Source organism: Salegentibacter salinarum (genome assembly GCF_900168115.1).
Classification (GTDB): domain Bacteria; phylum Bacteroidota; class Bacteroidia; order Flavobacteriales; family Flavobacteriaceae; genus Salegentibacter; species Salegentibacter salinarum.
The window spans coordinates 16,174-41,766 of sequence record NZ_FUZC01000017.1; the positions used below are offsets into that span (position 1 = coordinate 16,174).

Below are 25,593 nucleotides of genomic sequence, written 5' to 3' on the forward strand. Positions count from 1 at the left end.
CTTTTTTTAAGATTATCGGTGGAATTAATATCCTGGGTTTTGAGTTAGATTAGGGTTTTTTAATAGTTCATCTTCCGGGATGGGATAATAAACATCGGTATTATCCCAAAGTGGTTTTTTTGAAGATAAAACGGCACCCGCTTCCCCCTTGCGTTTAAGGTCAATCCATCGGTGGCCCCATTCTGTAAATAATTCTTTTCTGCGTTCTTGAAGAATGAGGTTAATAACCATATCTGAAGTGATACCTGGATCATCTAGGTCTACCGGGATTAAATCTGACCGCTGCCTTATTTTATTCAAATCACTAATGCTCTCAGCCAATTTGCCCTGTTCAGCACGAGCTTCAGCCCTGATCAAATATTGCTCTGCCAGGCGCATAACCATCGAATATTCTGAAATTTCTTCTGTGTCAGTGTGTATCTTATATTTATAGGGGAAGAAATAGCTCTCATTTTCAGTTTTAAAATGCCCTATCCATTGCTCCAGGCGCGTATCATTGCTTTCAAATGAATCTATTAAATCTTCTGTCAAAGCAACCTGTCTGAGGTTATTAACCAGGATAAATAAAGCGCCTTCCCTAGTATTAGTTCGGGAAGATCCTCCTTCCCTGGGTGATATTTGCCAAATAGCTTCCTTGCTATTAGCTAGAAAGACTTCATCATGTGCTAATAATTCATAGGTTTGGGAGGCATCAATTACTTCCGTACTATAATCCTCAGCCAGTTCCCATTCCCCTAAATGAAGAAACACCCTTGCCAGTAATGCCATAGCCGTAAAACGGTTGGCGTGTAATCGCTCTCCATTATTATAGGTATTACCCAATTGTTCAGTGGCAATTTCTAAATCCTGAACGATCTGGGCGTAAATTTCTGAAGTGCTATTTCTACTTTTTCGGGAATTTTCTTCGTAATCGGTGGCAAGTACCAGTGGTACCTCCCCGTATAAATTAACCAGGTAGTAATAGGTGAAGGCCCGAATAAACCTGGCTTCTCCTGATAGCTTTTCGTTTAGGTCTTGTGATATATTGTTATTCCCTGTTAGACCTTCCAGTACGGCATTGGCCATATAAATAATGTTATATGCACTTGACCAAATTCCCAGGTTATAGCTGTTTCTTATAAAAATTTCATTTGCCTCAAACTCCAGTAGATTTTCAGTGGTTACCGTAGCCTTAAGGTTGTCGGCAGATAATGCTGAAAGTACAGTTAGCGATACTTGGAGACCACTGGAAAAGTTTGCCTGATATAATTCATTATAAATACCTTTTACCGCACTATTGGCAGTTTTATCGCTACTAAAAACGCTTTTATTGATTAGCCGATCATCCGGAATTTCAATTTCAACAAAATCTTCACAGGAAAGTTGTAATAGGCAGGCAAGTGCCAGTATCAAAATTTTAATATATTTCATCATACTTAATTTTAAATGGTTATTCTAAGACCGGAAGTAATGGTTCGCATAGGGGGAACTGCCAGGCCTGCTTGTGGATCCAGGCCAAGGTAATTTGTTAATGTAAAAAGATTCTGTGCATGTAAATAAAGATCCAGTTCTTTTACTCCCATACGTTCTACAAAAGTCTTTGAGAACTGGTAACTAAGGGAAAGGGTTTTTAATCTTAGAAAAGATGCATCAGTTATCATTCGATCTGACTCCAAGGCATTTAAAAATGAAGAGGAAGAAGAAGTAGATAATTGTTGAATGTTTGTATGGTCTCCCGCCTGGGTCCATGCATCTAAAATCTGTGTCGAATTATTACCGTAGTAGCCCGGGGTGCGTCCAGTATCACGTAAATAACTATGCTTATCCTGATTTATATATTCAAAAAGAAACCCCAGATTAAAATTTCTAACTTTAACCGTATTTTGAATTCCCCCATAATATTTTCTACCTAAGAAGGCTATACCCGTTCTGTCACTAAAATCCAGTCTCCCATCCTCATTTATATCCTTTACCTCATAGCGTCCCGTGTCAGGATTAATTCCATCATACTTATAGACCAATGCAATACTTAATGGTTCCCCAACCCGATAAGTTTGCCTATACGGAGTGAGATCGAGATTATCAAATTCTACCAATTTGTTCCTTGGGATTGTAAAATTTAAAGAAGTCTGCCAAAAGAAATTTTCGCCTTTAGTATTAAGGGTGTTTAGTGCTATTTCCCAACCGGAATTTTCAATGGTGGCCGGTAGGTTAGCCTGAACAGAGCTAAAGCCCGTTATAGCAGGTAGGGGATAGCCGGTCAACTGGTTGGAAGACCTATTTCTATACCAGTTTACTTCTAAATTTATACGATCTTCTATAAAGCCCAGCTGCAGGGCAGCTTCCAATTTTTTATTAATTTCCCAGGAGAAATTAGGATTATAGAGTTTAGTGGGATATAAACCACCAGGACCATTCGTAGTTTCATACGTATCCATAAACCCATAATCAGGAATTTGATCACTGCCGGTTGTCCCGTAACTTCCCCTAAATTTGCCAAAACTTAGAAAGGATAAATTTTGCTGAATAAAAGTTTCTTCCGAAAAGATCCAGGCTGCGCCTATTGCACCAAAATTTGCGATACGTTTGTTGGGTCCAAACCTTGAGCTACCATCTTTTCTTCCGGTAATATTAAAATAATATTTCTTTTTCCAATCCAGGCCCAACCGGCCAAATATAGCAGCATAGCGATAATTTATTTTTTGATCTGAATTTACCCTTACCTGATCTGCCGCACTAAGGTTTCCAACAAGGCTATCATCGCCATAACCCGTGCCGTCCATGGTTAACAAACTATTTTGGTTCTCTTGGAATGTGAGTCCGGTAATGGCATTTACATTAAAACCTCCGAATTGTTTATTATAGGTCATCTGAGGCTCTATGATCCAGGATTTTCTACGGGTATCACTATGGTAAGAGGAAAGTCTTGTATACCCCCAGGTAACAGGATTGAATGAATTAATTAAATTTTTGGTAACCTGGCCACTTATCAAATTGGAGTAGCCAAAATTAGTTTTAAATTCCAGGCCTTTCCCTAAGTTATATTTTAAGCTAAGATTGCTTAACAGGTTATTGGTTTCTATATCCTGTGGTTTAAATAAGCCGTTTAATGGATTGATCCACCTGTTTTCCGCCCAATTTAAACTGCCGTCATCATTATATAGTTCAGGAGCATTTGGTGGAAGGATAACTGCCAGTCTTACATAATTAGAACCGAAGAATAGCTGGTTATTGTCTACACCATAATTTGCCGTGAAGTCCAAAGCAAATTTATTGTCTTTAGATCGATGATTTAAACTAAAATTTGCGGTTGCCTTATTATATTCAAAAGTTCCCGGAAACACAGAACCTTCTTTTCGGTAGGATCCTCCGAGCCGGAACGAAGTTTGTTCATTGCCGCCTGATACCGACATAGTTATATCGGTTATTGGTGATGTTCCTCCCAGTAACTCCTCTTGCCAATCCGTTTCCCGGTTTTGATCCCACAGTACCAGGTCAGGAGCATTAGACTCAGTAGGGGTGACCCCGTCATTTTCAAACGCTGTTCTGCGGACCTCCAAATATTCAGCAGTGTTCATTAAATCCATCCGGTTGGAAACCTGCGAGAAACCTGAGTATATTTTCGCCTCAACCTGACTACGCCCGCCTTTATTTCTTTTGGTACTAATAAGGACGACGCCATTGGCTCCCCTGGAACCATAAATAGCCGTGGCATCGGCATCTTTCAAAACCTCAATACTCTCAATGTTCGATAAGTTTAAAGTACTCAGGGGATCCATGCCGCTATTTTGGGTAAACAGACCTATACTGCTTATGGAGTTGGCATTAATCGGAACCCCGTCTACTATAAATAAGGGTTGATCACCTCCTAGTCTTAAACTGTTTCTTCCGCGGATCCGAATAGAGGAAGCTACACCACGAATTCCGCTGGGCTGTTCTATTTCGACACCAGCCATTCTCCCTTGTAATGCTTCTAGTGGACTAACGATTGGCTGCATTTCTATATCTTCGCTGGAAACCCGGGAAATACTACCCGTTCTTTCTCTTTCTGTAGTGTTATAATACCCAGCATTAATTTGAACTTCACCAAGAGCGGCAATGTCTTCTTCTAGTTTGATATCTATTTCTTTCTGACCATCTATTTCTATTTCGATGGTTGAATAGCCTATAAAAGAGAATACTAAAACCCCATTTGATGGAGCTGTAATACTATATTGCCCGTCTAGGTTGGTTACTGTACCACGGTTGGTATTTTTTATGGTAATGGTAACTCCTGGAATAGGAAGCCCATTCTGATCTTCTACTATACCTGAAACCTCCTGCTGTAGCAAGGGTAGAGGAGTAGGGATTGCTGCAGTTGCAACCATTGACAGGAACATTAGCATCCCGCCAAGAATAATTAGCGCCACCCATTTAAGGCGCGAGTAATTATTTTTCATAATTTTGCGTGTGTTTTGTATGAAACATTGTTTTATTAAGCCTAAACCTTCCCCACCAGACACCAATCTTCAGGGGAGGTTTTTTAGGCTTGACACCTTTTAATTAAGGCTAACTCACTTTTCTTTTCATAAACAATTTCTTTTTTTTTGCTAAATCTAACGGCCCTACCCGTTAGCACCTATAAACCAAATCAAATTTTTCCCAAGGCTCTTTTCCCATAAAGGGTTAGGAGCACCCACCCAAGCTATAATTAAAATAGGGCATAAAAACAGCTACCCACGGGATTGTTTAAGAGATTTCCTGCTCCCGCAAGCTAGGAATTAGCGAATACAACTGCACTTTGCAATTGGCGACCGCACTGGTCATTGAATAAATTTTAGTGTAGGGATTTTAGTACTATAAAGTTGATATCAATAATCAAATTATCAACAGTATTGTAGTCTAAAAAGTGAATTTAGACTGGACTTTTTGGTTTCTTTTTGAAAAGAATATCAAAGGCCGTAAAATCTAAAAAATCGGCTATACCCCGTAATGATCGAAATTGAGTATACCAGTTTTGCTTAATTATTTTATATCTTAAAAAAGAGTTCATCCTTTAATTTCTAATGCTAAATAAGTTCTTATTGTAGTAAAAGAAAAAAAAATTGCTTCCCTATTAGGAATTTTAACTTCTTTTTCGGAAGTTTGAGTATGTTTAAGAGAAAAAATATTATGAAAATCGGAAAAAATATTACGCAAGTACGCGAATCAAAAGGTTATAGTGCTCAATTTGTTGCAGATGGAATAAACATGAAATTGGAAGACTATCTTAAAATAGAACAAGATATACTGGATATTACATTGAATCAATTGAATCACCTTGCAGCTATCTTATCCTGTAGCCCTATATACTTGCTTGAATATAAAGAGTCAGGTGGCAGTATCTATAACCACTTCGATAACGCAGGAAATAATGGAACTAATATACAAATCCAAGGTGTGGACCAAAAGGAAATCAGAACTGCTTATAAAGAATTGTACAGAGAGGAATTAGAGCGTATTCCTAAATTAGAAAGATTACTTCGAGATCATAATATAGAATTTGACATTTAATATAGATGAAAGTTGGGGATAATATTCGGGAAATCAGAGAGGTAGAAAGAAACTACAAACGAAGTTTTGTAGCAAAAAGTTTGCAAATTTCAACTCGGGCATATGGAAATATTGAGAATAATATTACTGACTTAACTTTAGATCGGCTTGAAGAAATTGCTAAAATCCTTGAGTGTAGTCCTATTTACATACTTAATTATAAAGATTATAAAAAGAAATTTTATGACCACTTTCGTGAAGAAATAATAAGAAAAACGTCCTTGATTAATCAACAAGTTTACCAGAACCCTCCTTCTCAGAAAATAATAATATTGCAGGAGGAATTACTGAAGAGTGAAAGAAATCGCATTGCTCTCTTGGAAGCTTTATTACGAAATTATAAAATTAAATTTTAAAAACTATACTATGAAAATTGGAGAAAATATTAAGGAAGTAAGGGAGAAAGAGAGAAAACTAAATAAAGATTTTGTAGCTAAAGCCTTAGGAATTACTACTAAAGCATACAGCAATATTGAAAGTAATAAATCAGACATAACTCTTACACGTTTATTTGAAATAGCTGATATCTTAGAATGTAGCCCGGAATATCTTCTTAATTATCAGGATAAACAAACTTTTAGTAATCATTTCAATAATTACGAAGGCAACAGGGGAGTAAATATTATGTATCAAGGATGCACTTCAGATCATGTTAAGAATTTAGAAAATGCCTTAAAAGATAGTAAAAGAAAACACCAAGACCTTGAAGCATCTATTAGAACAAAAAATAATTAAATTTTGCTAAGATGATACTTTACATTCAAATTCTTTCGATAATAAGATCGTCAATAATTACAAAAAATTCAAATTAGAATCTCTTCATAATCACCCACTGCAAAGCGGTCATATGTAAATATAACTATGTCGTGGGAAGTTTTATATACCAAACCCAGATGGAAAAAAGAATTACCGAGTGTTTGGAACAAATGGGGGGTGATCCATAGATATACTTAATTTTGTTCCGGCAGATTTTCTGCATATCCCAAGCGACTTTATTTTAATCAGGAAATTTTCATAATATTTTCTAGGGAAAAATCCAAAAATGCTTTCATGGACTAAAGAAATTCTAATCGTTTTCTGATGCTATATGTATTAGAATAATACCAAGAAACATAACAATAACCTTAATGATCGGTCACATTTAATTCATTTTCACTAACAAAAAGTGAATTAAATTTGATAATTTGTGAAAGTTAATTTTAGTTAAGAATTTTAACATATTGGACTTGGCAGGGCTCTTAGATGTGTTCTATCTTCGCGGCTTTAACGGAAAACAAATTCTATTTACGCTTTTCCATAATTTTTTCAAATTGTTGTCGTTATTAAGGGCAACAACTGTAAAAAAAGTTGGTAATTAAAAGTTACAGCGAGCGATAAAATGGGACTCACTGTGGCGAAGCCGTATTCAGTTGGCAGTGGTGAGATGGCAGATTCCAGCCTTTTACCGGCCGAAAACGGACATCCTTAAAAACCAAATCTATCGTCTACGGACTAACAACTGACAAATAATCATTTTGCAGCTCCCTACAATTGCAAAATACCTAAACCTTTTTATGGTGTAACTCACCTCCGTACTCCGACGGAAAAAAAATCTAAATTTTCAGCAACAGTAACTGAAGCGCTTGTAAAAGTGTTTAAAGCCATGCTTTTGTCTTAAAATCACTGACTGATCAAAGAATAATAGAAATGAACGAAAACATTAAAATTGCAGTAATAGGCCTTGGATACGTAGGGCTGCCACTGGCGAGGCTTTTCGCTACTAAATTTCCCGTAGTTGGATTTGATATAAATGCCGCAAGGGTAGAAGAGCTTAAAAAAGGCCATGATAGTACATTGGAAGTTGAGGATGAGATTCTAAAAGCAATTTTGGTTAACAGCATTTATGAATTTAAAAAACAACCTACACTGGAACTGACGGGTGAAGTAGACAAAGTAGATGTTACCCCGAGTGCAGTCGAGGAGTCTGGCTTATTCGTTACGCGTGACTTGGGGGATATTTCCGATTGTAACTACTACATTATTACAGTTCCAACCCCAATAGATAAAAACAATCGCCCTGACCTTACCCCGCTTTACAAATCCAGCGAGAGCGTGGCTAAGGTTTTAAAGAAAGGCGATATTGTGATCTACGAATCTACCGTATACCCGGGCGTAACCGAAGACGAATGTGTGCCGGTGCTGGAGAAACACAGCGGACTCAAATTCAACGAAGACTTCTTTGTGGGCTACTCACCGGAAAGAATTAACCCCGGAGATAAAGAGCATACGGTAGAGAAAATCTTAAAGGTAACCGCGGGCTCTACTCCTGAAATAGGAAAAAAAGTAGATAAGCTTTATAAAGAGGTAATTACTGCAGGTACCCACCTGGCGCCAACGATTAAAGTAGCTGAAGCTGCTAAGGTGATAGAGAATTCCCAACGAGATATCAATATTGCTTTTGTAAACGAGTTGGCAAAGATCTTTAATAAGATGAATATTGACACCCAGGATGTTTTGGAAGCCGCAGGAACAAAATGGAACTTCTTACCCTTTAAACCCGGTCTTGTAGGTGGGCATTGTATTGGCGTAGACCCATACTACCTGGCGCAAAAAGCACAGGAGCTGGGTTATCACCCGGAAATCATCCTGGCAGGAAGACGTATGAACGACTCTATGGGAAAATACGTAGCCGGGGAAGTAATAAAGCTGATGTTGCAAAACGATTTAAAAGTAAAAGGTGCCGACATTTTGGTAATGGGAATAACCTTTAAGGAAAACTGTCCTGATGTGCGGAATACCAAAGTGGTAGATGTAGTTAAAGAGCTACAATCTTACGGTACCAACATTACAATCTACGATCCCCTTGCAAACCCGGAAGAGGTAAAACACGAATATGGCTTGCAAAACACCAGGCAACTACCTAAACAAAAGTTTAGTGCAGTGGTTTTAACTGTAGCTCATAAGGAGTTTTTAGAGATGGATCTGGAGCAGTTTAAAGCAGAAAAGGCGGTGGTATATGATGTAAAGGGAGTTTTAGAAGAGAAAGCCAGTTCGAAACTTTAAATAATATGGAATTTCAAAACAGAAAAATATTAATAACGGGTGGGGCCGGATTTATAGGTTCTCACGTAGTCCGCCTTTTCGTGAAAAAATATCCTGAATACCAGATATATAATCTAGATGCATTAACCTATGCCGGCAATCTGGAGAATTTAAAGGATATTGAAACTGCAAGTAATTACACTTTTATCAAAGGTGATATAATAGATGCTAATTTTATTAATACTCTTTTTATAGAGTATGATTTTGATTCAGTTATTCATTTAGCCGCCGAATCCCATGTGGACCGATCCATTACTGATCCCTTGGCTTTTGTCAAGACTAATGTACTCGGAACTATGAATCTATTAAATGCAGCAAAAGAAAACTGGAAAAAGAACTTTCAAAATAAACTGTTCTATCACATTAGCACTGATGAAGTCTATGGTAGTTTAGGTGCAAGTGGTTTATTTACGGAAGAAACTTCCTATGACCCTAATTCCCCTTATTCTGCCAGTAAAGCAAGTTCCGATCATTTTGTAAGGGCATATGGAGAATCTTATGGTCTGCCATTTATAATTAGTAATTGTTCCAATAACTATGGTTCCAATCAATTTCCAGAAAAACTGATTCCTCTTTTTATTAATAATATTTTAAAAGAAAAATCGCTACCAGTTTATGGCGATGGAAACTATACGCGGGACTGGCTTTTTGTTCAAGACCATGCTGAAGCGATTGAATTGATTTTTCAAAGAGGTAGAAGATTTGAAACTTACAATATCGGTGGTTTTAATGAATGGAAAAATATAGATTTGGTGAAATTACTTTGCTTACAAATGGATGAAAAGTTAGGTAGAGATAAAGGAACCTCCGAAGAACTTATTACTTATGTTAAAGACCGTCCTGGGCATGACCTTCGTTATGCCATTGATGCAACTAAAATCAACTCTGAACTTGAATGGAAACCAAGTGTAACTTTTGAAGAAGGCCTCAGCAGAACTATAGATTGGTACCTTGCAAACCAGGAATGGCTTAGTAATGTTACTTCCGGCAGTTATCAAGACTACTATATTAAACAATATCAGAAATCCATATAATATGCAAAATCGGGCATTCGTGTTGTTAATAATCTATGAAATCAGTATTTAAATGAAAGGAATAATTCTCGCAGGAGGCTCTGGAACCAGGCTACATCCTTTAACTAAGGTAGTATCTAAACAACTATTGCCCGTTTATGATAAACCGATGATATATTATCCGTTGTCCGTTTTAATGTTGGCGGGAATAAAGGATATTCTAATAATTTCCACTCCTAGTGACTTGCCTAATTTTAAGAACTTATTTGGTAACGGAAGTCATTTAGGATTAAATTTTCAATATGCTGAACAGCCGTTCCCTGACGGCTTAGCCCAAGCATTTATTATAGGAGAAGATTTTATTGGGAATGACGATGTTTGTTTAGTATTGGGGGATAATATTTTTTATGGCGCCGGCTTGCAGAAATTGTTATCTGATTCCGTCGAGACAGTGAAAGAGGAAAAAAAAGCTGTTGTTTTTGGGTATTATGTAGAAGATCCCGAGCGGTATGGAGTGGCGGAATTTGATGAGAAAAAAAATGTTTTAAGTATCGAAGAAAAGCCTGAACGTCCTAAATCAAATCATGCGGTTATTGGTCTGTATTTTTACCCTAACTCTGTAATAGAAATAGCAAGAAAGGTAAAACCTTCTTTGCGTGGAGAACTAGAAATTACTTCTGTAAACCAGGATTATTTAAAGAAAGAGGAGTTAAAGGTTCAGATTATGAGCCGGGGGTATGCATGGCTCGATACCGGGACACATGAGGCTCTTACAGAAGCCACAGAATTTGTAAAGGCAGTCGAAAAAAGAACAGGTTTAAAAATTGCTTGCATTGAAGAGATAGCGTACCGAATGAAGTTCATTGATAGAAATCAAATTGAAAAACTGGCCAATGAAGATGCAAAAAGTAGTTATCACCAGTATTTAAATAGGATATTTTAAAGATGAAAGTAACTCTATTTCTGCTAAATAAAAAAGGATATCAGTCCTTAAAAAGTGTTCTAATAGAAAATAAACTAAAGCAACTAATTGAATTGGTGGTTATAGCTAGGGATGAAGGAAATAAGGAGGACTATTACGAGGAAATAAAAAATCTTTGCGAGGCAAATTCAATCCCATACATAGATAGGAAAGATTTTGCTAAAGTTAATACCCTGTATTCGATTGCAATTGGTTGGAAATGGTTATTATTTAATATTCCTAACTTAATTGTTTTCCATGACTCATTATTACCTAAATATAGAGGTTTTGCGCCTTTACCAAATATGTTGATCAATGGTGAGAATCAATTAGCAGCTACCTCCCTTTTTGCTTCTGAGCGAATGGATGAAGGAAATATCATTTTTCAAAAAGTCATAGAAGTAGATTACCCGTTAAAAATTAAAGATGCTATTAATTTAATAGCCGGTTTATATTCAGAAATAATTTTGGAAATATTGACTTATGTAAATCAAGCAAAAAAATTACCATCTTCTCTTCAAGATCACTCTAAAGCCACTTATAGTATTTGGAGAGATGACGAAGATTATTTTATTGACTGGACAATGGGTGCACATTTTATCGAAAGATTTGTAAATGCTGTGGGATTCCCATATGATGGAGCAAAGACCAATCTCGATGATGAAATTATAAGAATTAGCGATGTAGAAGTTATAAGAAACTTCAAGTTGGAATTGATACATCCTGGGAAAATTTTAATGTTTAATAATAAAAGACCAATTGTAGTTTGTGGACAGGATGCCATTATGATAAAACAAGCCTATCATATGGATGGAAAACCATATCAATTTAATAAATTAAGAAAGCGACTAAAATGAAAATTCCTTTTAACAAACCTTACATGACGGGTAAGGAAGCACATTACATGTATGATGCGGTCCATACAGGTAAAATCTCAGGGAACGGAAAATATACTAAGAAGTGCCAGAAATATTTAAAAGAACTTTTCGGCTTTGGAAAGTGTCTTCTTACTACATCTTGTACAGATGCCTTGGAAATGGCTGCAATTTTAATTGATATCAAACCGGGAGATGAAGTGATTATGCCTTCTTACACTTTTGTTTCCACTTCAAATGCTTTTATCCTTCGTGGTGCAAAAATTATTTTTGCAGACAGCAGAAAAGATCATCCCGGAATGGACGAAGACAGTCTTGAAGACTTGATAACTGAAAGAACAAAGGCAATAGTTCCTGTTCATTATGCCGGTGTGGCTTGCCATATGGACAAAATAATGGATTTGGCAGATAGATATAATCTTTTTGTAATTGAAGACGCAGCACAGGCTATCGACAGTTATTATACGGGAAGGAATGGTATTAAAAAGGCACTGGGTTCTATCGGGCATTTAGCTGCATTTTCATTTCACGAGACAAAAAATATAATTTCAGGAGAAGGAGGCATGTTAGCTATTAATGACCTCCATTTTGCAGAAAGAGCCGAAATCATATGGGAGAAGGGAACAAACCGTTCTGCTTTTTTTCGCGGGGAAGTTGATAAATATGGCTGGGTAGACATAGGTAGTTCATTTTTGCCGTCAGATATTATCGCTGCTTTTTTATATGCCCAGGTAGAAAATATTGAGAATATTCAATGCAAAAGAAAGGAATTGTGGAACAATTATAATAACAGTTTCTGTGGAATTCTTGATAAGGTTAACAAGGTGCAACTACCTTTCGTGCCCGAATATGCGAGCAATAACGCGCATATGTATTATTTAATTTGCAGTAATGCCAGAGAGAGAGAGAAGTTGATAGATCATTTAAAGACAGACGGTATTCTTGCTGTATTTCATTATTTATCACTTCATAAAAGCAAATTCTATGAAGATAAATATGAAGGAGAAAAATTAGAAGTGAGTGAGTCTTATTCAGACTATCTTGTAAGGCTTCCATTATTCTATGAATTAACTGAAATGGAACAGGATAAAATAATTAAATCTGTTCTAGAATTTTATAATACCTACTCTATTGAAGAAGATAATACACATAGCCTCAGACGAAAAGTTTATAAATAGTGCATATTGGCAATTTAATGAAGTATTTCCAAACCGGAATCTTTTTTACCTTTTAGTGGATAATCCTTATGAGAAATTAAAATATGTAAATCAAAACCAAGACTTTTTATTAGTTGAAAAAAAAATAAAGACATTAAAAGTATTAGCTAAGAATTTGTCTTATGATAAAATTGTTATTTTTCATGGTCTAGATTATTATTCCGCTTTTTTGCTTAATAAAATTTCCAAGGATTGCCAAATTGTTTGGTTTCTTTGGGGTTGGGAAGTTTATAATAATCCTCTAATTGTTGATCCGCGAAATATCATAGGACCAATTACCTATTCGAAATTTTTAAAAAAAACCGGCTTCAAAGTATTGAAGAGTAGCATAAAGAATATTTTAAGACCAGTTTATTATCAGCTATTCTTTCAAACTAATACTCCTTCTGAAACAATATTAACGGCAATCCGAAATGTTAAGTTCTGTGGTATCCTTTTTAAGGAAGAAGTGGATTTCATCCATCAAAAAATTTCACAGGATGTAGATTTCCTTAAATTCTCCTATTATCCTATTGAATTAATGGTTAAAAATGAAAAAGCGAGAGTAAATGCGACAAATATTCTTGTAGGAAATTCGGCTTCTGAAAATAACAACCACTTAGAAATATTTGAATTGCTGCAGAGGCTACCCCTCATGGGAAAAAAAATAATAGTTCCTCTAAGTTATGGAAAAAAGAATTATGCTGATTCTATTATTAGTAAAGGCAGGGAAATTTTTCCTGAAAATTTTGAACCTTTAATTGATTTTCTGCCTCTCCACCAATATAATGAATATCTACAACAATGCGGAATCGTAATAATGAATCATTATAGGCAACAGGCCATAGGAAATGTCTTATCTATGTTATGGTTAGGTTCAAAAATATATCTTGATGAACGAAATTCTATATTTCATTTTCTTAAAAGAAAAGGAATTCATGTATTTTCGATTGAAAAAGATTTAAGAAGAGAAAATTTGGAAGTATTTGACCTACTCTCCTTTCAAGAACAAAATAGGAACAGAGAAATTCTGAAAAAAGAGGTTGGTGAAAAACAACTACTTAAAGAGTTAAAAAACAATTTTGAAGAGTATTTTCGCTAATGACGAAAAAAAAAAAAGTTATTAAAGGTACTAAATGGACTACACTCGGAGCAATAGTAACATCTGTCGTCCAATTGCTTCAAATTACTATTTTAACTCGGTTTTTGAATAAAGATGATTTTGGTTTAATGGCTCTTGCTTTATTTATCATTGGATTTTCGCGGATATTTGTGGATATGGGCCTTTCTAATACTATAATATTTAAACAAAATGTGCATAAGAGTCAACTGAGTTCTTTGTTTTGGTTGAATGTTTTTTTTGGTATTCTGATTTATTTCATTCTAATTATTTCGGCACCTTTTATCGGTATCTTTTACGAATCTAATGAGTTGACTTCTGTGATAATAGTTATTGCCACTACTTTCCTAGTAATTCCTTGGGGGCAGCAATATGAAGCTTTACTAAAAAAGGAATTAAATTTTAAAGCACTGGCAATACGGGATATTATAGGAAAGGTGACAGGATTAATTACTGCTGTTATTTTGGCCTATCTGAATTACGGTGTTTTCTCGCTGGTGATAGCTAGCCTCACTACTGCAGTAATTTCTACTTTTCTTGTAATCCTATATGGTATAAGGGAATACAAACCTCAATTTATGTTTTCTTATAAAAGTTTAAAAGATCAAGGATTTTTCTCTTTTGGATTTTATCAAGTAGGTGAAAAATTAATTAACTATTTTAATGGGAATTTTGATACGATATTGATTGGAAAACTTTTGGGAATGGAGGCTTTAGGGTTATATAACATAGCAAAAAGTTTGGCTATAAAACCCTTTCAAATTCTCAATCCTGTTCTGACAAAAGTTGCTTTTCCCTTTTTCGCTTCTATAAAAGGTGAGCCAGTCCGATTAAAAAATGCCTACATTAAAGTAGTTATTCTTCTTACAAGTGCAAATGCTCCGGTTTATATCCTATCAATAATTTTATCAGAACCAATAATAAGTTTTGCCTTTGGTGCCCAATGGATTGAGGCTGCTCCTATTTTTGAAATATTATGTATCATGATACTTAGTGTAAGTGTAGGAAATCCTGTTGGGTCATTACAATTGGCAAAAGGAAGAGCGGATTGGGGGTTTTACTGGAATCTGGGACTATTTTTCTTAATGCCTGCCACAATTTGGTTGGGGAGTTCTTTTGGGTTATTAGGAATAGCAATTTCTCTTGCAATTCTTAGAACTTCTACAATCATTTATCCGATTTGGTATTTATTCCTTAAACCACTTTGTGATATAAATTACACGGAATATTTCCAAAGTTTTGCAATACCTATTGGCATATCTCTGATTTCTGGCATTATTCCTTTATTCCTTTATTCGTTTATCAGTAATTTATTTTTAGCTACAATTAGTACGGCTATCATCTATACCTTAATTTATTTAATGATAAGTAGGAAATTGAATTTAGCATTGATTCATGAAGTAAAAGAATTAAATATTTTCAGAAAAATTAAAGGGGTATAGGATAACATTTCGAAAATTCTATTAATGAAAACAATTTTTATCTTCTTTAAGCCCTTTACTATTCTATATGTATGGTTATTCTATAAAAATATATGGAAAGTAAAGGCAAAATTAAACCAGCAATTCTCTCCTTTCTTACTTTCAATATACGAAGAGTATATGGATAGAAAATTTAATTCATGGATTGCTTATAATTCAATAGTTAAAGGGCAACCCTTTTTTCCGCACGGACCAAGAGGTGTTTTTATATCAGGTGGGGCAAGTATAGGTAAGAATTCCATAATTTACCAACAAGTCACTATAGGCTCTAACACCCTTTATAAGCACCGGAACTTTGGCAGCCCTACCATTGGAGATAATGTTTATATAGGAAGTGGGGCAAAAATAATAGGAAAGATTACTATAGGTGACAACTGTAGGGTAGGCGCCAACGCCGTGGTTTATGAAGATATGCCATGCAATTCTATTGCAGTATCGGCCCCAACAAGAATAATTAAAAAGAAAATTCCTATGGACAACAGATTTTTCAGTGAAAGGGGCGGCAAATGGTACTATTATGAAAATGGTCACTGGATAGAGGACATAAAATATTAATTTTAACATTATCAATCTAAAAATTATGCCTGGTTTTAACATATTGTTTGAGAAAAATAATTTTCTTAAAAATAAAGAAACAGAACCTTATTTAATAAACAATTTTATTACGGGAGAAAGTTTTTCCATTCAAAGGTTTACTACCAATAAGTTCCTTAACGATAAGGTTTTTTATGAAGATGAAAATTGTATAATATTGATTGAAGGAGTGATTCTTAATAAGAAATCCTTGATATCCAGTCAAAAAAAGAAAGAATGGGCAAAATATATCTGGTCTCTCTACCTAGAGAGAGGGAATGATTTCTTTAAAATTTTTAGAGGCTCCTTTTCGGGCTTGGTTTATGACAAAAAAACACTTAAATGGATTATATTCACAGATCATTTGGGCACCAAGCATATATATTACGATAGTAATTTCAAGATTATATCAAGTGTTATTACAGATATTTATCATTATTGGAAAAAAAATAAATTAAAGCCTAAGTTAGATATTAATGCTGCATATATGTTATTAAGCTTTGGCTATATGCTTGATGATAATACCCTTTGTGCAAATATTAAGAAATTAGAGCCAGGCCATTATATTCTAATCGAAGATAACATTTCTAAAGTTGTGAAATATTACCAACTACCATTGTCCAAAGTGGACGGTGAATTCACCGATAATGATTTGGAAACATTAGATGATTTATTCCGGAAGGCCGTATCCCTCCAATTTGATAAAGATAAGGAATATGGCTTAAACCATTTTGTTGCTCTTAGTGGCGGTCTGGATTCGCGAATGACAAGCTGGGTAGGAAATGAATTAGGTTATAATAACCAAATTAATTTTACATTTTCTCAAACCGATTATCTAGACGAAACAATTCCAAAGAAAATTGCAGCGGAATTAAATCATGAATGGATTTTTAAAGCTCTAGACAATGGTAACTTCCTTACAGATATTGATCAGATCAATCTTATGTCAGGTGGAAACGTACTTTTTTATGGATTAGCACATGCCAACAGCCTTTACAAAATTATAAATTTTGAGAATTTAGGAATTATTCATTCAGGACAGCTTGGTGATATAGTGATTGGAAGTTTTGTGAAGGAACTTTCCGAAAAATCTTTTAAAGAATTAAGCGGTGCCTATTCTAAACGTTTGGTAGACAAAATAGAATTTAAACCTATAGAGATTGATAACTTCCAAAATTTAGAAAAAAGCTTGGTGTATAGAAGAGGACTCAATGGAGCGAATAATGGTTTGCTATCTGCCCAACAATATACTGAAACAATGTCACCATTCTATGATATTGACTTTTTTGAATTCTGTCTTTCAATTCCAATTAAATACCGTATGAATCATAAGGTTTATAAGAATTGGATAATACGAAAGTACCCAGATGCAGCTAATTATGTTTGGGCCGCCACAGAGTCAAAAATTACAGATAAACAGGTTAAATTTAGAAATAAATACGTTCCAGTAAAGAAAATTCCAGCAATCGTGAGAAGAAAAATTCTTGGATCACCAGATCGAAAAGCAACAAAAAACCATATGAACCCTCTGGACTTTTGGTATAACAATAACAAAAGCCTGCAAGCTTTTCAAGACTCCTTTTTTGATGAAAATATTTCACGACTTGATGATCTAGGAGATCTTAAAGCAGATTGTATTTCCCTTTATAATAATGGTAGTGGAGTAGAGAAAAATCAGGTTCTAACGTTGTTGTCTGCTGTTAAATTGTTTTTCTAGTAAAAGCTATAGTGTTCTTATAATGATTTTACTTCCTTTTATTTTTTTATCACTGCTGACTGTATATAAAAAAAGTCCTTTTGTTGCTTTAATAAGTGGTTATTATCTTCTTATTATTCTATTAGTCTTAGCAATCTTTTCTCTTGAGCACACATTTAGAGGAATTGACTATTTCATTAGTGATGAAGCTGTTTACTTTTATAATTTGGACATTTCAGAGGCTGCAAAACAGGACCGAATCCTTTGGTTTAATATTGTTCAAACTGTAAAATCTACGGATTTTGAGTTTGGTTTTTTTTCTAAAATTATTCATCTAGTAATAATTCCTTTTCTAATTTTTGTGCTATGGCGTCTCACAAACAGTAGAAAAAGCCTTTTTATTCCATTGTTTTTCCCTTATATTCTTTTTCTTTCTCAGACTGCTCTAAGAGATATATGGCTTTTTACGTTCTCCCTAATTTTTATTTATGCTTTTTTCAATTTCAAGGGAAAATATCGGATCCTCATCCTTGTTCTCTCAGTTTTTTTTATTGTGGGAATGCGACCTTTTTACCTTGGATTACTACTTTTTGCGCTATTAGGTGTTTATATCCTGGAGATAATATTGAAAAAGAAGGAAGGGAATTTTTTTAAGAAATTTCTGAAATATGTGGTTTTATCAGCTTTAAGTATATCAGGAATTTTTGTTGTTTTTAAAAATAAAATTAATTCTTATTTGTTTTCGATAGAAGTATTATTAGAAGATGGTTTTTCAAAAGCTCAAGACACTGCCATAGAAGCTAGTTTAACTGGTGAATATTTTATTTATTCTTTTGTCAGATTTGTTTTCACTCCAATTCCCACTTCAATGTTCCAAGAGATTTATTCTAACGGAGCTTCTGAGTTTGGCTACACCAATGATCTATTACGGTTGTTATCTCAAATTAGTCTCTATCTTTCTTTTTTTTATATAATTTTTAATATCAGAAAATTAAAAGGAGTGATTTTAGAATATTTTTTTAAAGAAAAAGAATTGTTGGCTTATCTCTTATTTACTTTAGGCACAATAAGTATTTATGGTTTATATCATGGTGGAGGAGGACACAGTAGAGTTAAGTTGCCTCTTTATGTTCTTGCTGGTATAACAGTTATATTAATTAAAAAATACAAGTTAAGAAGAAATGCTTAGGTTATTTTTTAAAACATATTTTGTTATGAGACGAAAATTTTCTTTCGTCGGCTTTTCCCTTTTTGAAGGTTTTTTGGTAAAGTTTTCCAATATCTTGAATGATTACCACCGTCACCATAAAACATTAAAGTTTTTTAAACCGGTCGAGGTATTATTAAATCAAAATATTGAAAATAGAAATACAGAAACAAAACTCTTAGAAAAAGTCTATAAAGAAGATAATTTCAGGCAATTTATTCTCAGCACGAAGAACCTTGAGCGAAATGAAGCCTTTCGATGGAATGCTTTCTACCCATTATATTCCTTACTTGAAGAAAATAATGATAGGGAAGATGTCCTAGAAGTATGCAAAGATTACATATCCAATTGGATAGAATTGTTTCTTAAGAAAGGAAAGAGCAATCCTTTTTGCTGGTATGATATGGCCGATTCCTTTAGGTTGATTTTATTATATCGTATTGTCCAAACTGAAAGTCTTAATTTCTCAAAAAGTGAAAGTAAGAGATTTGACTATGCTATTAAACTCCACGAATTTTTCCTTAAAAAGGATTACTTACTTCAAAAAGGAAATCATCAAATTTTTCAGCGAGTTGCGAGACTTTTAATATTTCAGAGACTTGAAAATTTTGTTAAGCTTAAAAAAGAAAAAGAAAGTGTAGTAGAGTTGTTTGGGAAACAATTTAGTAAAGAAGGGGTACACCAGGAACACAGTCCCGAATATCATTTATGGGCAACTTTCGTGTTTGAGGAATTGAGAATAATATTTGACATTAATGAATTAAAAGATAAAATTTTGAAATGCAAAGAAATATCTTCATTTTTTATCACTCCCAATAATGAAATTCCTCTTATTGGCGACAGTGGTCTAGATCATAAAGTCTCTTATTCTAAAATGTTTAAAAATTCTAGTAGAGATTTTCATGGCAACTTATATTTAAAAGATTACCTACTATCAATTTCTAATCAAACTGGGTGGTATTTTTCCAGCATTTTATCTACTAATTCAAGAATTCATAAACATAAGGACACTACTTCCTTTGAATTATTTCTTCAGGGAAATAAGATAATTACCGATGCAGGAAAGTTTACTTATTCCAAATCTGAATTTAATAAAAATATAAGAAGTGAACAATCTCACAATCTTGCTTTCGTTGTCTCCAAACCTGATTATTTTTCATTATCTACCTATAAAATCGAAAAAATCATGCAAGTAAAAGATTTTCAAATGGTGAAAATTAGCAGTGAACTTCAAAAAAAAATACATGAACGATTGTTTATTTTTAACCAGAAAGATCATTTAATCATTGTTGATTTGTTCTCCGATAACAGGATTGCGTGTAATATTAATTTGGTCGATTCTAAAACTTATTTTGTAAAAAAAGATATCCACGGTGAATTAAGATTATATTCTAATCTTTTGGAGACAGAAGTCTCTTTTTTAAATATTTCAAAAATTTCCCAAAAGAAAAATTATATTAGTTATGAGTATCAAGAAAGGCATATTGAACATTCCTATGAAGTGTTTTCTGAAACGAATTATATAATAACCTCCATCCTCAAAGGAACAAAAGGATTTGATTTCTCAATTATAGGAAACAATATTTATATCCTTAAAGTTGGCGTTCATAACATTCAAATAACCTTGAAAGACAATAAAATTTTTTTCCAATAATAAAAGATGAATATGAAAATTTTAATGATAATAAAAACTTCATCAATAACTTATGACGAGAGACTTAAGAAAGAAATCGATAGTCTTTTGACATTAGGAGTTGAGCAGATTACCGTATTCGCCATTGAAGATATAAAATCCTCCTATTCTAAATCTAATGTGAAAGTTTTAAATCCAGACTTTAGAATTAGAAAAACGAACTCTGGGTTAGGAAAAGCTTTAACTCTTCTAGAATTAGTATTCAAGCTCAATAAAGAAATTAGGATAAAGAATTTTGACAAAGTCTGGGTACATGATCCGATCCTTATGTTTATAATACCATTCTTGAGATTGAAAACTAAAAAATCGTTGATCTGGGATCTTCATGAACTACCTCCTTCATCTTTTGTTAAAAATAAGGGTTTAAATTATCTATTCACAAAAATTGGAAAGAAAGCTAATACTATTATTGTCGCAAATGGAGAGAGAGGTGCATACATGACTAATAAAGGAATGATCACAAAATATAACGTCTTACACAACTATCCTTCAATGGAAGGGAAAAATCAATCTTTGGACAAAGACTTTTTTGATTCAGAATTTGAAGAATGGATTAAAAATAAAAATTTTGCTTACTGTCAAAGCGCCACACATCCTTCAAGAAATTTTGATTCTTTAGTTTTGGCTTGCATTAATACTAAGCAATATTTACTTGTGGTTGGGGAGCAGAATGAAACATATAAAAAAGTGCGAACTAAATATAGCGAATTTGACTCTTTCATTAAAGTATTAGGAAAGAAACCGAGCAATTCTTTGGGATACTATATGAGAAAAGCTAGATTCTCTTTCATCTTTTATACAGATGAGAACAAAAACAATTATTTATGTGCACCAAACAGAATGTATCATAGTCTTAAACAAGGTATTCCTGTCATTGTTGGAGCTAACCCTACTATGAAAAATATAGTATCTAAATACAATTGTGGGGTTACTCTAAATTCTTTTGGGGAATTGGTAGAGGATATAGAGGTAGGAATTTATGAAATGAAAAAAAACTACGACGGTTATAGAACAAATACAACAAAAATCGTGAATAAATTTACTTGGGAGGATCAAGACATTGTTATAAAAAAAATTATAAATACTTAATACAGGATCATTTTCTAATGAAAATATTATTTATCACTGATAACTTTCCTCCGGAAGTTAATGCACCTGCCAACCGTACCCATGAACACTGCAAAGAATGGCTGAAAACCGGGGTAAATATAACCGTGATTACCTGTGCTCCGAATTTTCCCAAGGGGAAAGTTTTTCCGGGATATAAGAATAAACTTTACCAGACAGAAAATATTGACGGGATCAAAGTTATTCGAGTCTGGAGTTATATTACCGCCAACGAAGGATTTGTAAAACGTATCCTGGATTATATCAGTTTTGCAATGATGGCTTTCTTTGCCGGCCTATTTGTTAAAACCGATCTTATAGTGGCTACTTCGCCACAGTTCTTTACCGCAGTTTCAGGGAGATTACTTTCCTTTTTCAAAGGAAAAAGATGGGTGTTTGAAGTCAGGGATCTCTGGCCGGAATCGATTATTGCAGTGGGAGCGATGGAACGGAACAGGACTATCCGCTTTTTTGAATGGTTAGAGAAGAAATTATACCAAAGTGCCGACCATATCATTGTAGTGACGGATACTTTTAAGAAAAAGATTATTGCCAGGGGTATTAATGGTGAAAAGATCTCTGTTTTTAAAAATGGTGCCAACCTAGAACTTTTTAAACCCCAAGGGAAGAAGATAGAACTTGAACAAAAACTTAAACTTCAGAATAAAACTGTTTTTGCTTATATAGGTACCCACGGAATGGCACACGGGCTAAGTTTTATTCTCAATGCTATTAAACCCCTTGCAGAATCTCATCCTGAATTGGCCTTCCTATTTATTGGAGACGGAGCAGAGAAAAAAAATCTTTTAAAACAGGCTAAAGAATTAAACTTGCAAAATGCTGTTTTTGTAGATTCAGTGGGAAAGAAAGAGGTGGTTGATTATTTGAGTTTGATGGATATCGCTCTAGTTAATCTTCGAAGAAGCGATACCTTTTTAACCGTAATTCCTTCGAAAATTTTTGAGGCTGCGGCGATGGAGAAACCTATCTTACTGGGGCTTGAGGGCGAAACCAAAGGGATTATTGAAAATTACAATGCAGGGGTTTGTTTTAGACCTGAAGATCAACACTCATTTTATGAAGCTATAAACTCCATAACCAGTAAAGAGAAGTATCAGGAAAATTTAGAAGGATCTAAAAAACTGATAAAGGATTTTGACAGGAGTAAAATTGCGGCCAGGATGCTGGAATGTTTACAACGGGTAAAAAGAGATTAATAATAGATCCTGAAACAATCCCGAAACTGCGGGACAGGATGACAAAAAAAATAAAAAAATGCTAAAAATCAACATTATCGCGGGAGCGCGACCAAACTTTATGAAGATTGCACCAATTATTAAAGCTATCAAAAAAGCTAGATCAGTTGGAGAGAAAATAGATTTTCGCCTTGTACATACGGGGCAACATTATGATAAAAAAATGTCCGGTAGCTTTTTTGAGCAATTAGGAATTCCCGAGCCTCACGCTAATTTGGAAGCCGGTGGTGGAAGCCAGGCAGAGCAAACCGCCAACATTATGGTTCGGTTTGAAAAAGAACTCCAGGAAAATCCGGCAGATGTAGTTTTAGTTGTGGGTGACGTCACCTCTACCATGGCCTGCAGCATTACAGCAAAAAAACTTAATGTTGAAGTGGTACACGTGGAAGCCGGAATACGCTCCGGAGATCTAAGCATGCCAGAGGAAATTAACCGGATGGTAACGGACAGTATTTCTGACCATTTTTTTACTACTTCAGAAATTGCCAATGAAAACCTGCGAAAGGCCGGAATAGCTGAAGAAAGAATTCATTTTGTCGGGAATACCATGATAGATACCCTGCTTTCAAATATGAAAAATTTTATCGATCCTCAGATAAAGGTGGATGGGAAAGCCCTGGAGGATAAAAATTATTTTGTGCTTACGCTCCACCGTCCTGCAAATGTGGATGAAGAGGAAAAGTTAAAAGAGATGATGCAGGCGATCATTGACGGCACAGGAAACCTACCCGTCATTTTTCCTGTACATCCAAGAACTGCCAAAATTTTAAAGAATTTAGGTATTGAACATCACGATTTACATTATGTGGAACCGCTTTCTTACCTGGAATTTAATTACTTAGTTCAAAATGCGAAAGCCGTAATTACCGATTCAGGTGGAATTACCGAAGAAACCACTGTCATGGGTGTGCCTTGTATGACTTTAAGAGATAATACAGAAAGACCTGAAACTATTACTATGGGAACCAACGAGCTTGTAGGAACCGAGCCTGAAAAATTAAAACCCTATCTAGAAAAATTAATGGTCGGGGAATGGAAACAAGGTGGGAAGATTCCACTTTGGGATGGCAAAACTTCTGAACGGATTATTGAGAGATTGATTGATATTTATCAGACAATTGAAGTTAGGTTAGACGCCTAGCTTAATTTTAATTTATAGCTTAGTTTTCCCAGTTTATTTAATTCTACCACCTAACCTACCAACTTAAGTCTAACATATTCTCAATTAACAATTGGTGGTATCGACTACGCGACTTAAAACATTAAATTCTGACCATAAAGCTTCGTTCAACAATAGTTTTTAATTCATCTTAGGTCCTGAAATAGATTCAGGATGCCGTATAATGGATCTACTTACCGACCACAATTAACTAACCAAAACCTTATGTTATGAACATTTTAGATCAAAACATCTTGTTGGACCTATTTCATCAGCATTATTTATTTTTTGCTATTGGCGTGTTTTTACTGGCCTTTTGTCTTACCTGGTATTTTACTCCTAAGGTATTATGGGTAAGCAGGGAAAAGAACTTGATGAAAGAAGTAAATGCTCGTAGTTCTCATAAAACGGCAATTCCTCCTTTTGGCGGTGTGGCTTTCTTCCTGGTGCTGGTGTTAATAATAAGTTTGCTACAGGCCTTACGCACATCTCCTACAGGGAATCACCTTATAATAGGGCTTACCTTTTTATTTATGGCCGGCTTAAAGGATGATCTGGTGATCTCTTCTGCTAGGTTAAAGTTTGTCAGTCAGTTATTTGCAGCCGGTTTTATTATTTTTTCACCGGAACTGAGCCTTACAAGTTTTCATGGATTTTTAGGAATTCATGAGATTCCTGAAATATTAGGTTATGCTTTTAATGTTTTAATTGTGGTGGCTTTAATAAATGCTTATAACCTTATAGATGGAATAGACGGCCTGGCGGGAATTGTTGGAATTGTAATTTCTCTTACTTATGCCCTGGTTTTTTATACCACCGGGCATCCATATTTTGTTTTATTAAGTCTTTGTACTGCAGGAATTTTGGGGGCTTTTTTAAGGTTTAATTTTTCTCGTGGAAGAAGAAAGATTTTTATGGGAGATGGGGGAAGCCTTGTGATGGGATTTATGATTGCTTTTTTAAGTTTAAAGATACTGGTAATGCAACCGTACCAACCTCTTATGAGAGAAGGTTATGTGCCGGAAAATACGCTGCTCTTCGCCTTAGCGGTCTTGTTTTTACCCATTTTTGATACTATAAGGGTAATTGTTATTCGATTAAGAAACGGAAAAACTCCTTTTGAAGCCGATCGTAGTCATATGCATCACGTTCTGCTGGACAATGGCCTAAGTCATAAAAAAGCAAGTTTTGTTTTGGGCGGATTAAGCCTGGCCGTAATAGTTTTATTTATTATATTAAGTAGGGATCTAAGAAGTGTTGGAATGTGCCTAGCGATGTTAGGTGTGTTTATAATAGTTGCAATTGCTTTTGAAGTACTTAAAAAGAAAGCGCTAAGAAGAAATCTAAGAAAACAAAGTGAAGGAATGGATAGGAGCAGAAAAGATAAAGTTGCCATGGCAGGGGAATAGGTAGGCAGTGAGCAGTTTTCAGCTGGCAGTATGCAGTTTGTCTTCTGAGGTACTACAAATCCAAGAATATTTAAGTCTTTTCTCTTGCCTCTTTTGGTCATTAGCGCGACACGAGCGCAGCAATCTTTTAATCTTATTAACGTTATTAATTGAAACCAATTTTCAACGGCCAGATTGCTTCAGTCTCCCGATACTTTGGAATACTTCGCAATGGCG

General features: G+C 34.7%; 20 protein-coding genes. 18 read left to right on the plus strand and 2 right to left on the minus strand.

The window, feature by feature from the left end; translation table 11 throughout:
* Positions 1-24: 24 nt before the first annotated feature.
* Entirely contained in the window at positions 25-1,413 is a 1,389-nt protein-coding gene (locus B5X53_RS16020) for a RagB/SusD family nutrient uptake outer membrane protein (RefSeq protein ID WP_079714240.1), read from the minus strand.
* A gap of 8 nt (positions 1,414-1,421) precedes the next feature.
* Complete coding sequence (locus B5X53_RS16025) at positions 1,422-4,418, minus strand: SusC/RagA family TonB-linked outer membrane protein (RefSeq protein ID WP_079714241.1); 2,997 nt, start codon at positions 4,416-4,418, stop codon at positions 1,422-1,424.
* A gap of 712 nt (positions 4,419-5,130) precedes the next feature.
* Here B5X53_RS16025 and B5X53_RS16030 point away from each other — a divergent pair.
* The 18 genes from B5X53_RS16030 to B5X53_RS16115 all read left to right on the plus strand — a co-directional run bounded on the left by B5X53_RS16030 (position 5,131) and on the right by B5X53_RS16115 (position 25,377).
* Complete coding sequence (locus tag B5X53_RS16030) at positions 5,131-5,511, plus strand: helix-turn-helix domain-containing protein (RefSeq protein WP_079714242.1); 381 nt, start codon at positions 5,131-5,133, stop codon at positions 5,509-5,511.
* Positions 5,512-5,516: 5 nt separating this feature from the next.
* Positions 5,517-5,906 (plus strand): helix-turn-helix domain-containing protein, encoded by a 390-nt coding sequence (locus B5X53_RS16035; protein ID WP_079714243.1) that lies wholly within the window; start codon positions 5,517-5,519, stop codon positions 5,904-5,906.
* 10 nt (positions 5,907-5,916) lie between these two features.
* A complete protein-coding gene (locus tag B5X53_RS16040) occupies positions 5,917-6,285 on the plus strand; it encodes a helix-turn-helix domain-containing protein (protein WP_079714244.1) in 369 nt (122 codons plus the stop codon).
* 951 nt (positions 6,286-7,236) lie between these two features.
* Complete coding sequence (locus B5X53_RS16045; protein WP_079714245.1) at positions 7,237-8,592, plus strand: nucleotide sugar dehydrogenase; 1,356 nt, start codon at positions 7,237-7,239, stop codon at positions 8,590-8,592.
* Positions 8,593-8,597: 5 nt separating this feature from the next.
* The gene (gene rfbB / locus B5X53_RS16050; protein ID WP_079714246.1) at positions 8,598-9,665 is read left to right on the plus strand and encodes a dTDP-glucose 4,6-dehydratase; all 1,068 of its coding nucleotides are present in this window, start codon (positions 8,598-8,600) and stop codon (positions 9,663-9,665) included.
* Positions 9,666-9,717: 52 nt separating this feature from the next.
* Positions 9,718-10,587: a glucose-1-phosphate thymidylyltransferase RfbA gene (gene rfbA / locus B5X53_RS16055; protein WP_079714247.1), complete on the plus strand. Its 870-nt coding sequence runs from the start codon at positions 9,718-9,720 to the stop codon at positions 10,585-10,587.
* Positions 10,588-10,589: 2 nt separating this feature from the next.
* Entirely contained in the window at positions 10,590-11,462 is an 873-nt protein-coding gene (locus B5X53_RS16060) for a methionyl-tRNA formyltransferase (protein WP_079714248.1), read from the plus strand.
* Positions 11,459-12,658, plus strand: a complete 1,200-nt coding sequence (gene rffA, locus B5X53_RS16065) for a dTDP-4-amino-4,6-dideoxygalactose transaminase (RefSeq protein WP_079714249.1) — start codon at positions 11,459-11,461, stop codon at positions 12,656-12,658. The genes B5X53_RS16060 and rffA overlap by 4 nt, the downstream gene beginning before the upstream one ends.
* Positions 12,612-13,778: a TDP-N-acetylfucosamine:lipid II N-acetylfucosaminyltransferase family protein gene (locus B5X53_RS16070; RefSeq protein ID WP_079714250.1), complete on the plus strand. Its 1,167-nt coding sequence runs from the start codon at positions 12,612-12,614 to the stop codon at positions 13,776-13,778. The genes rffA and B5X53_RS16070 overlap by 47 nt, the downstream gene beginning before the upstream one ends.
* Positions 13,778-15,238: an MOP flippase family protein gene (locus B5X53_RS16075; RefSeq protein ID WP_079714251.1), complete on the plus strand. Its 1,461-nt coding sequence runs from the start codon at positions 13,778-13,780 to the stop codon at positions 15,236-15,238. The genes B5X53_RS16070 and B5X53_RS16075 overlap by 1 nt, the downstream gene beginning before the upstream one ends.
* A gap of 24 nt (positions 15,239-15,262) precedes the next feature.
* A complete protein-coding gene (locus B5X53_RS16080; protein WP_079714252.1) occupies positions 15,263-15,832 on the plus strand; it encodes a serine acetyltransferase in 570 nt (189 codons plus the stop codon).
* 25 nt (positions 15,833-15,857) lie between these two features.
* Positions 15,858-17,567, plus strand: coding sequence for an asparagine synthetase B family protein (locus B5X53_RS16085; RefSeq protein WP_079714253.1), 1,710 nt, complete (start codon positions 15,858-15,860; stop codon positions 17,565-17,567).
* Positions 17,568-17,589: 22 nt separating this feature from the next.
* Positions 17,590-18,735 carry a hypothetical protein gene (locus B5X53_RS16090; RefSeq protein ID WP_079714254.1) on the plus strand — a complete coding sequence of 382 codons (1,146 nt, stop codon included), beginning with the start codon at positions 17,590-17,592 and terminating at the stop codon, positions 18,733-18,735.
* 94 nt (positions 18,736-18,829) lie between these two features.
* Positions 18,830-20,407 carry a heparinase II/III domain-containing protein gene (locus B5X53_RS16095; RefSeq protein ID WP_159447911.1) on the plus strand — a complete coding sequence of 526 codons (1,578 nt, stop codon included), beginning with the start codon at positions 18,830-18,832 and terminating at the stop codon, positions 20,405-20,407.
* 12 nt (positions 20,408-20,419) lie between these two features.
* A complete protein-coding gene (locus tag B5X53_RS16100) occupies positions 20,420-21,535 on the plus strand; it encodes a glycosyltransferase family protein (protein ID WP_143533269.1) in 1,116 nt (371 codons plus the stop codon).
* 17 nt (positions 21,536-21,552) lie between these two features.
* On the plus strand, positions 21,553-22,770 hold the full coding sequence (locus tag B5X53_RS16105; RefSeq protein ID WP_079714257.1) for a glycosyltransferase family 4 protein: 1,218 nt from the start codon (positions 21,553-21,555) through the stop codon (positions 22,768-22,770).
* Positions 22,771-22,828: 58 nt separating this feature from the next.
* Positions 22,829-23,950 carry a non-hydrolyzing UDP-N-acetylglucosamine 2-epimerase gene (gene wecB, locus B5X53_RS16110; protein WP_079714258.1) on the plus strand — a complete coding sequence of 374 codons (1,122 nt, stop codon included), beginning with the start codon at positions 22,829-22,831 and terminating at the stop codon, positions 23,948-23,950.
* Positions 23,951-24,198: 248 nt separating this feature from the next.
* Complete coding sequence (locus tag B5X53_RS16115) at positions 24,199-25,377, plus strand: glycosyltransferase family 4 protein (protein ID WP_079714259.1); 1,179 nt, start codon at positions 24,199-24,201, stop codon at positions 25,375-25,377.
* Positions 25,378-25,593 lie beyond the last annotated feature (216 nt).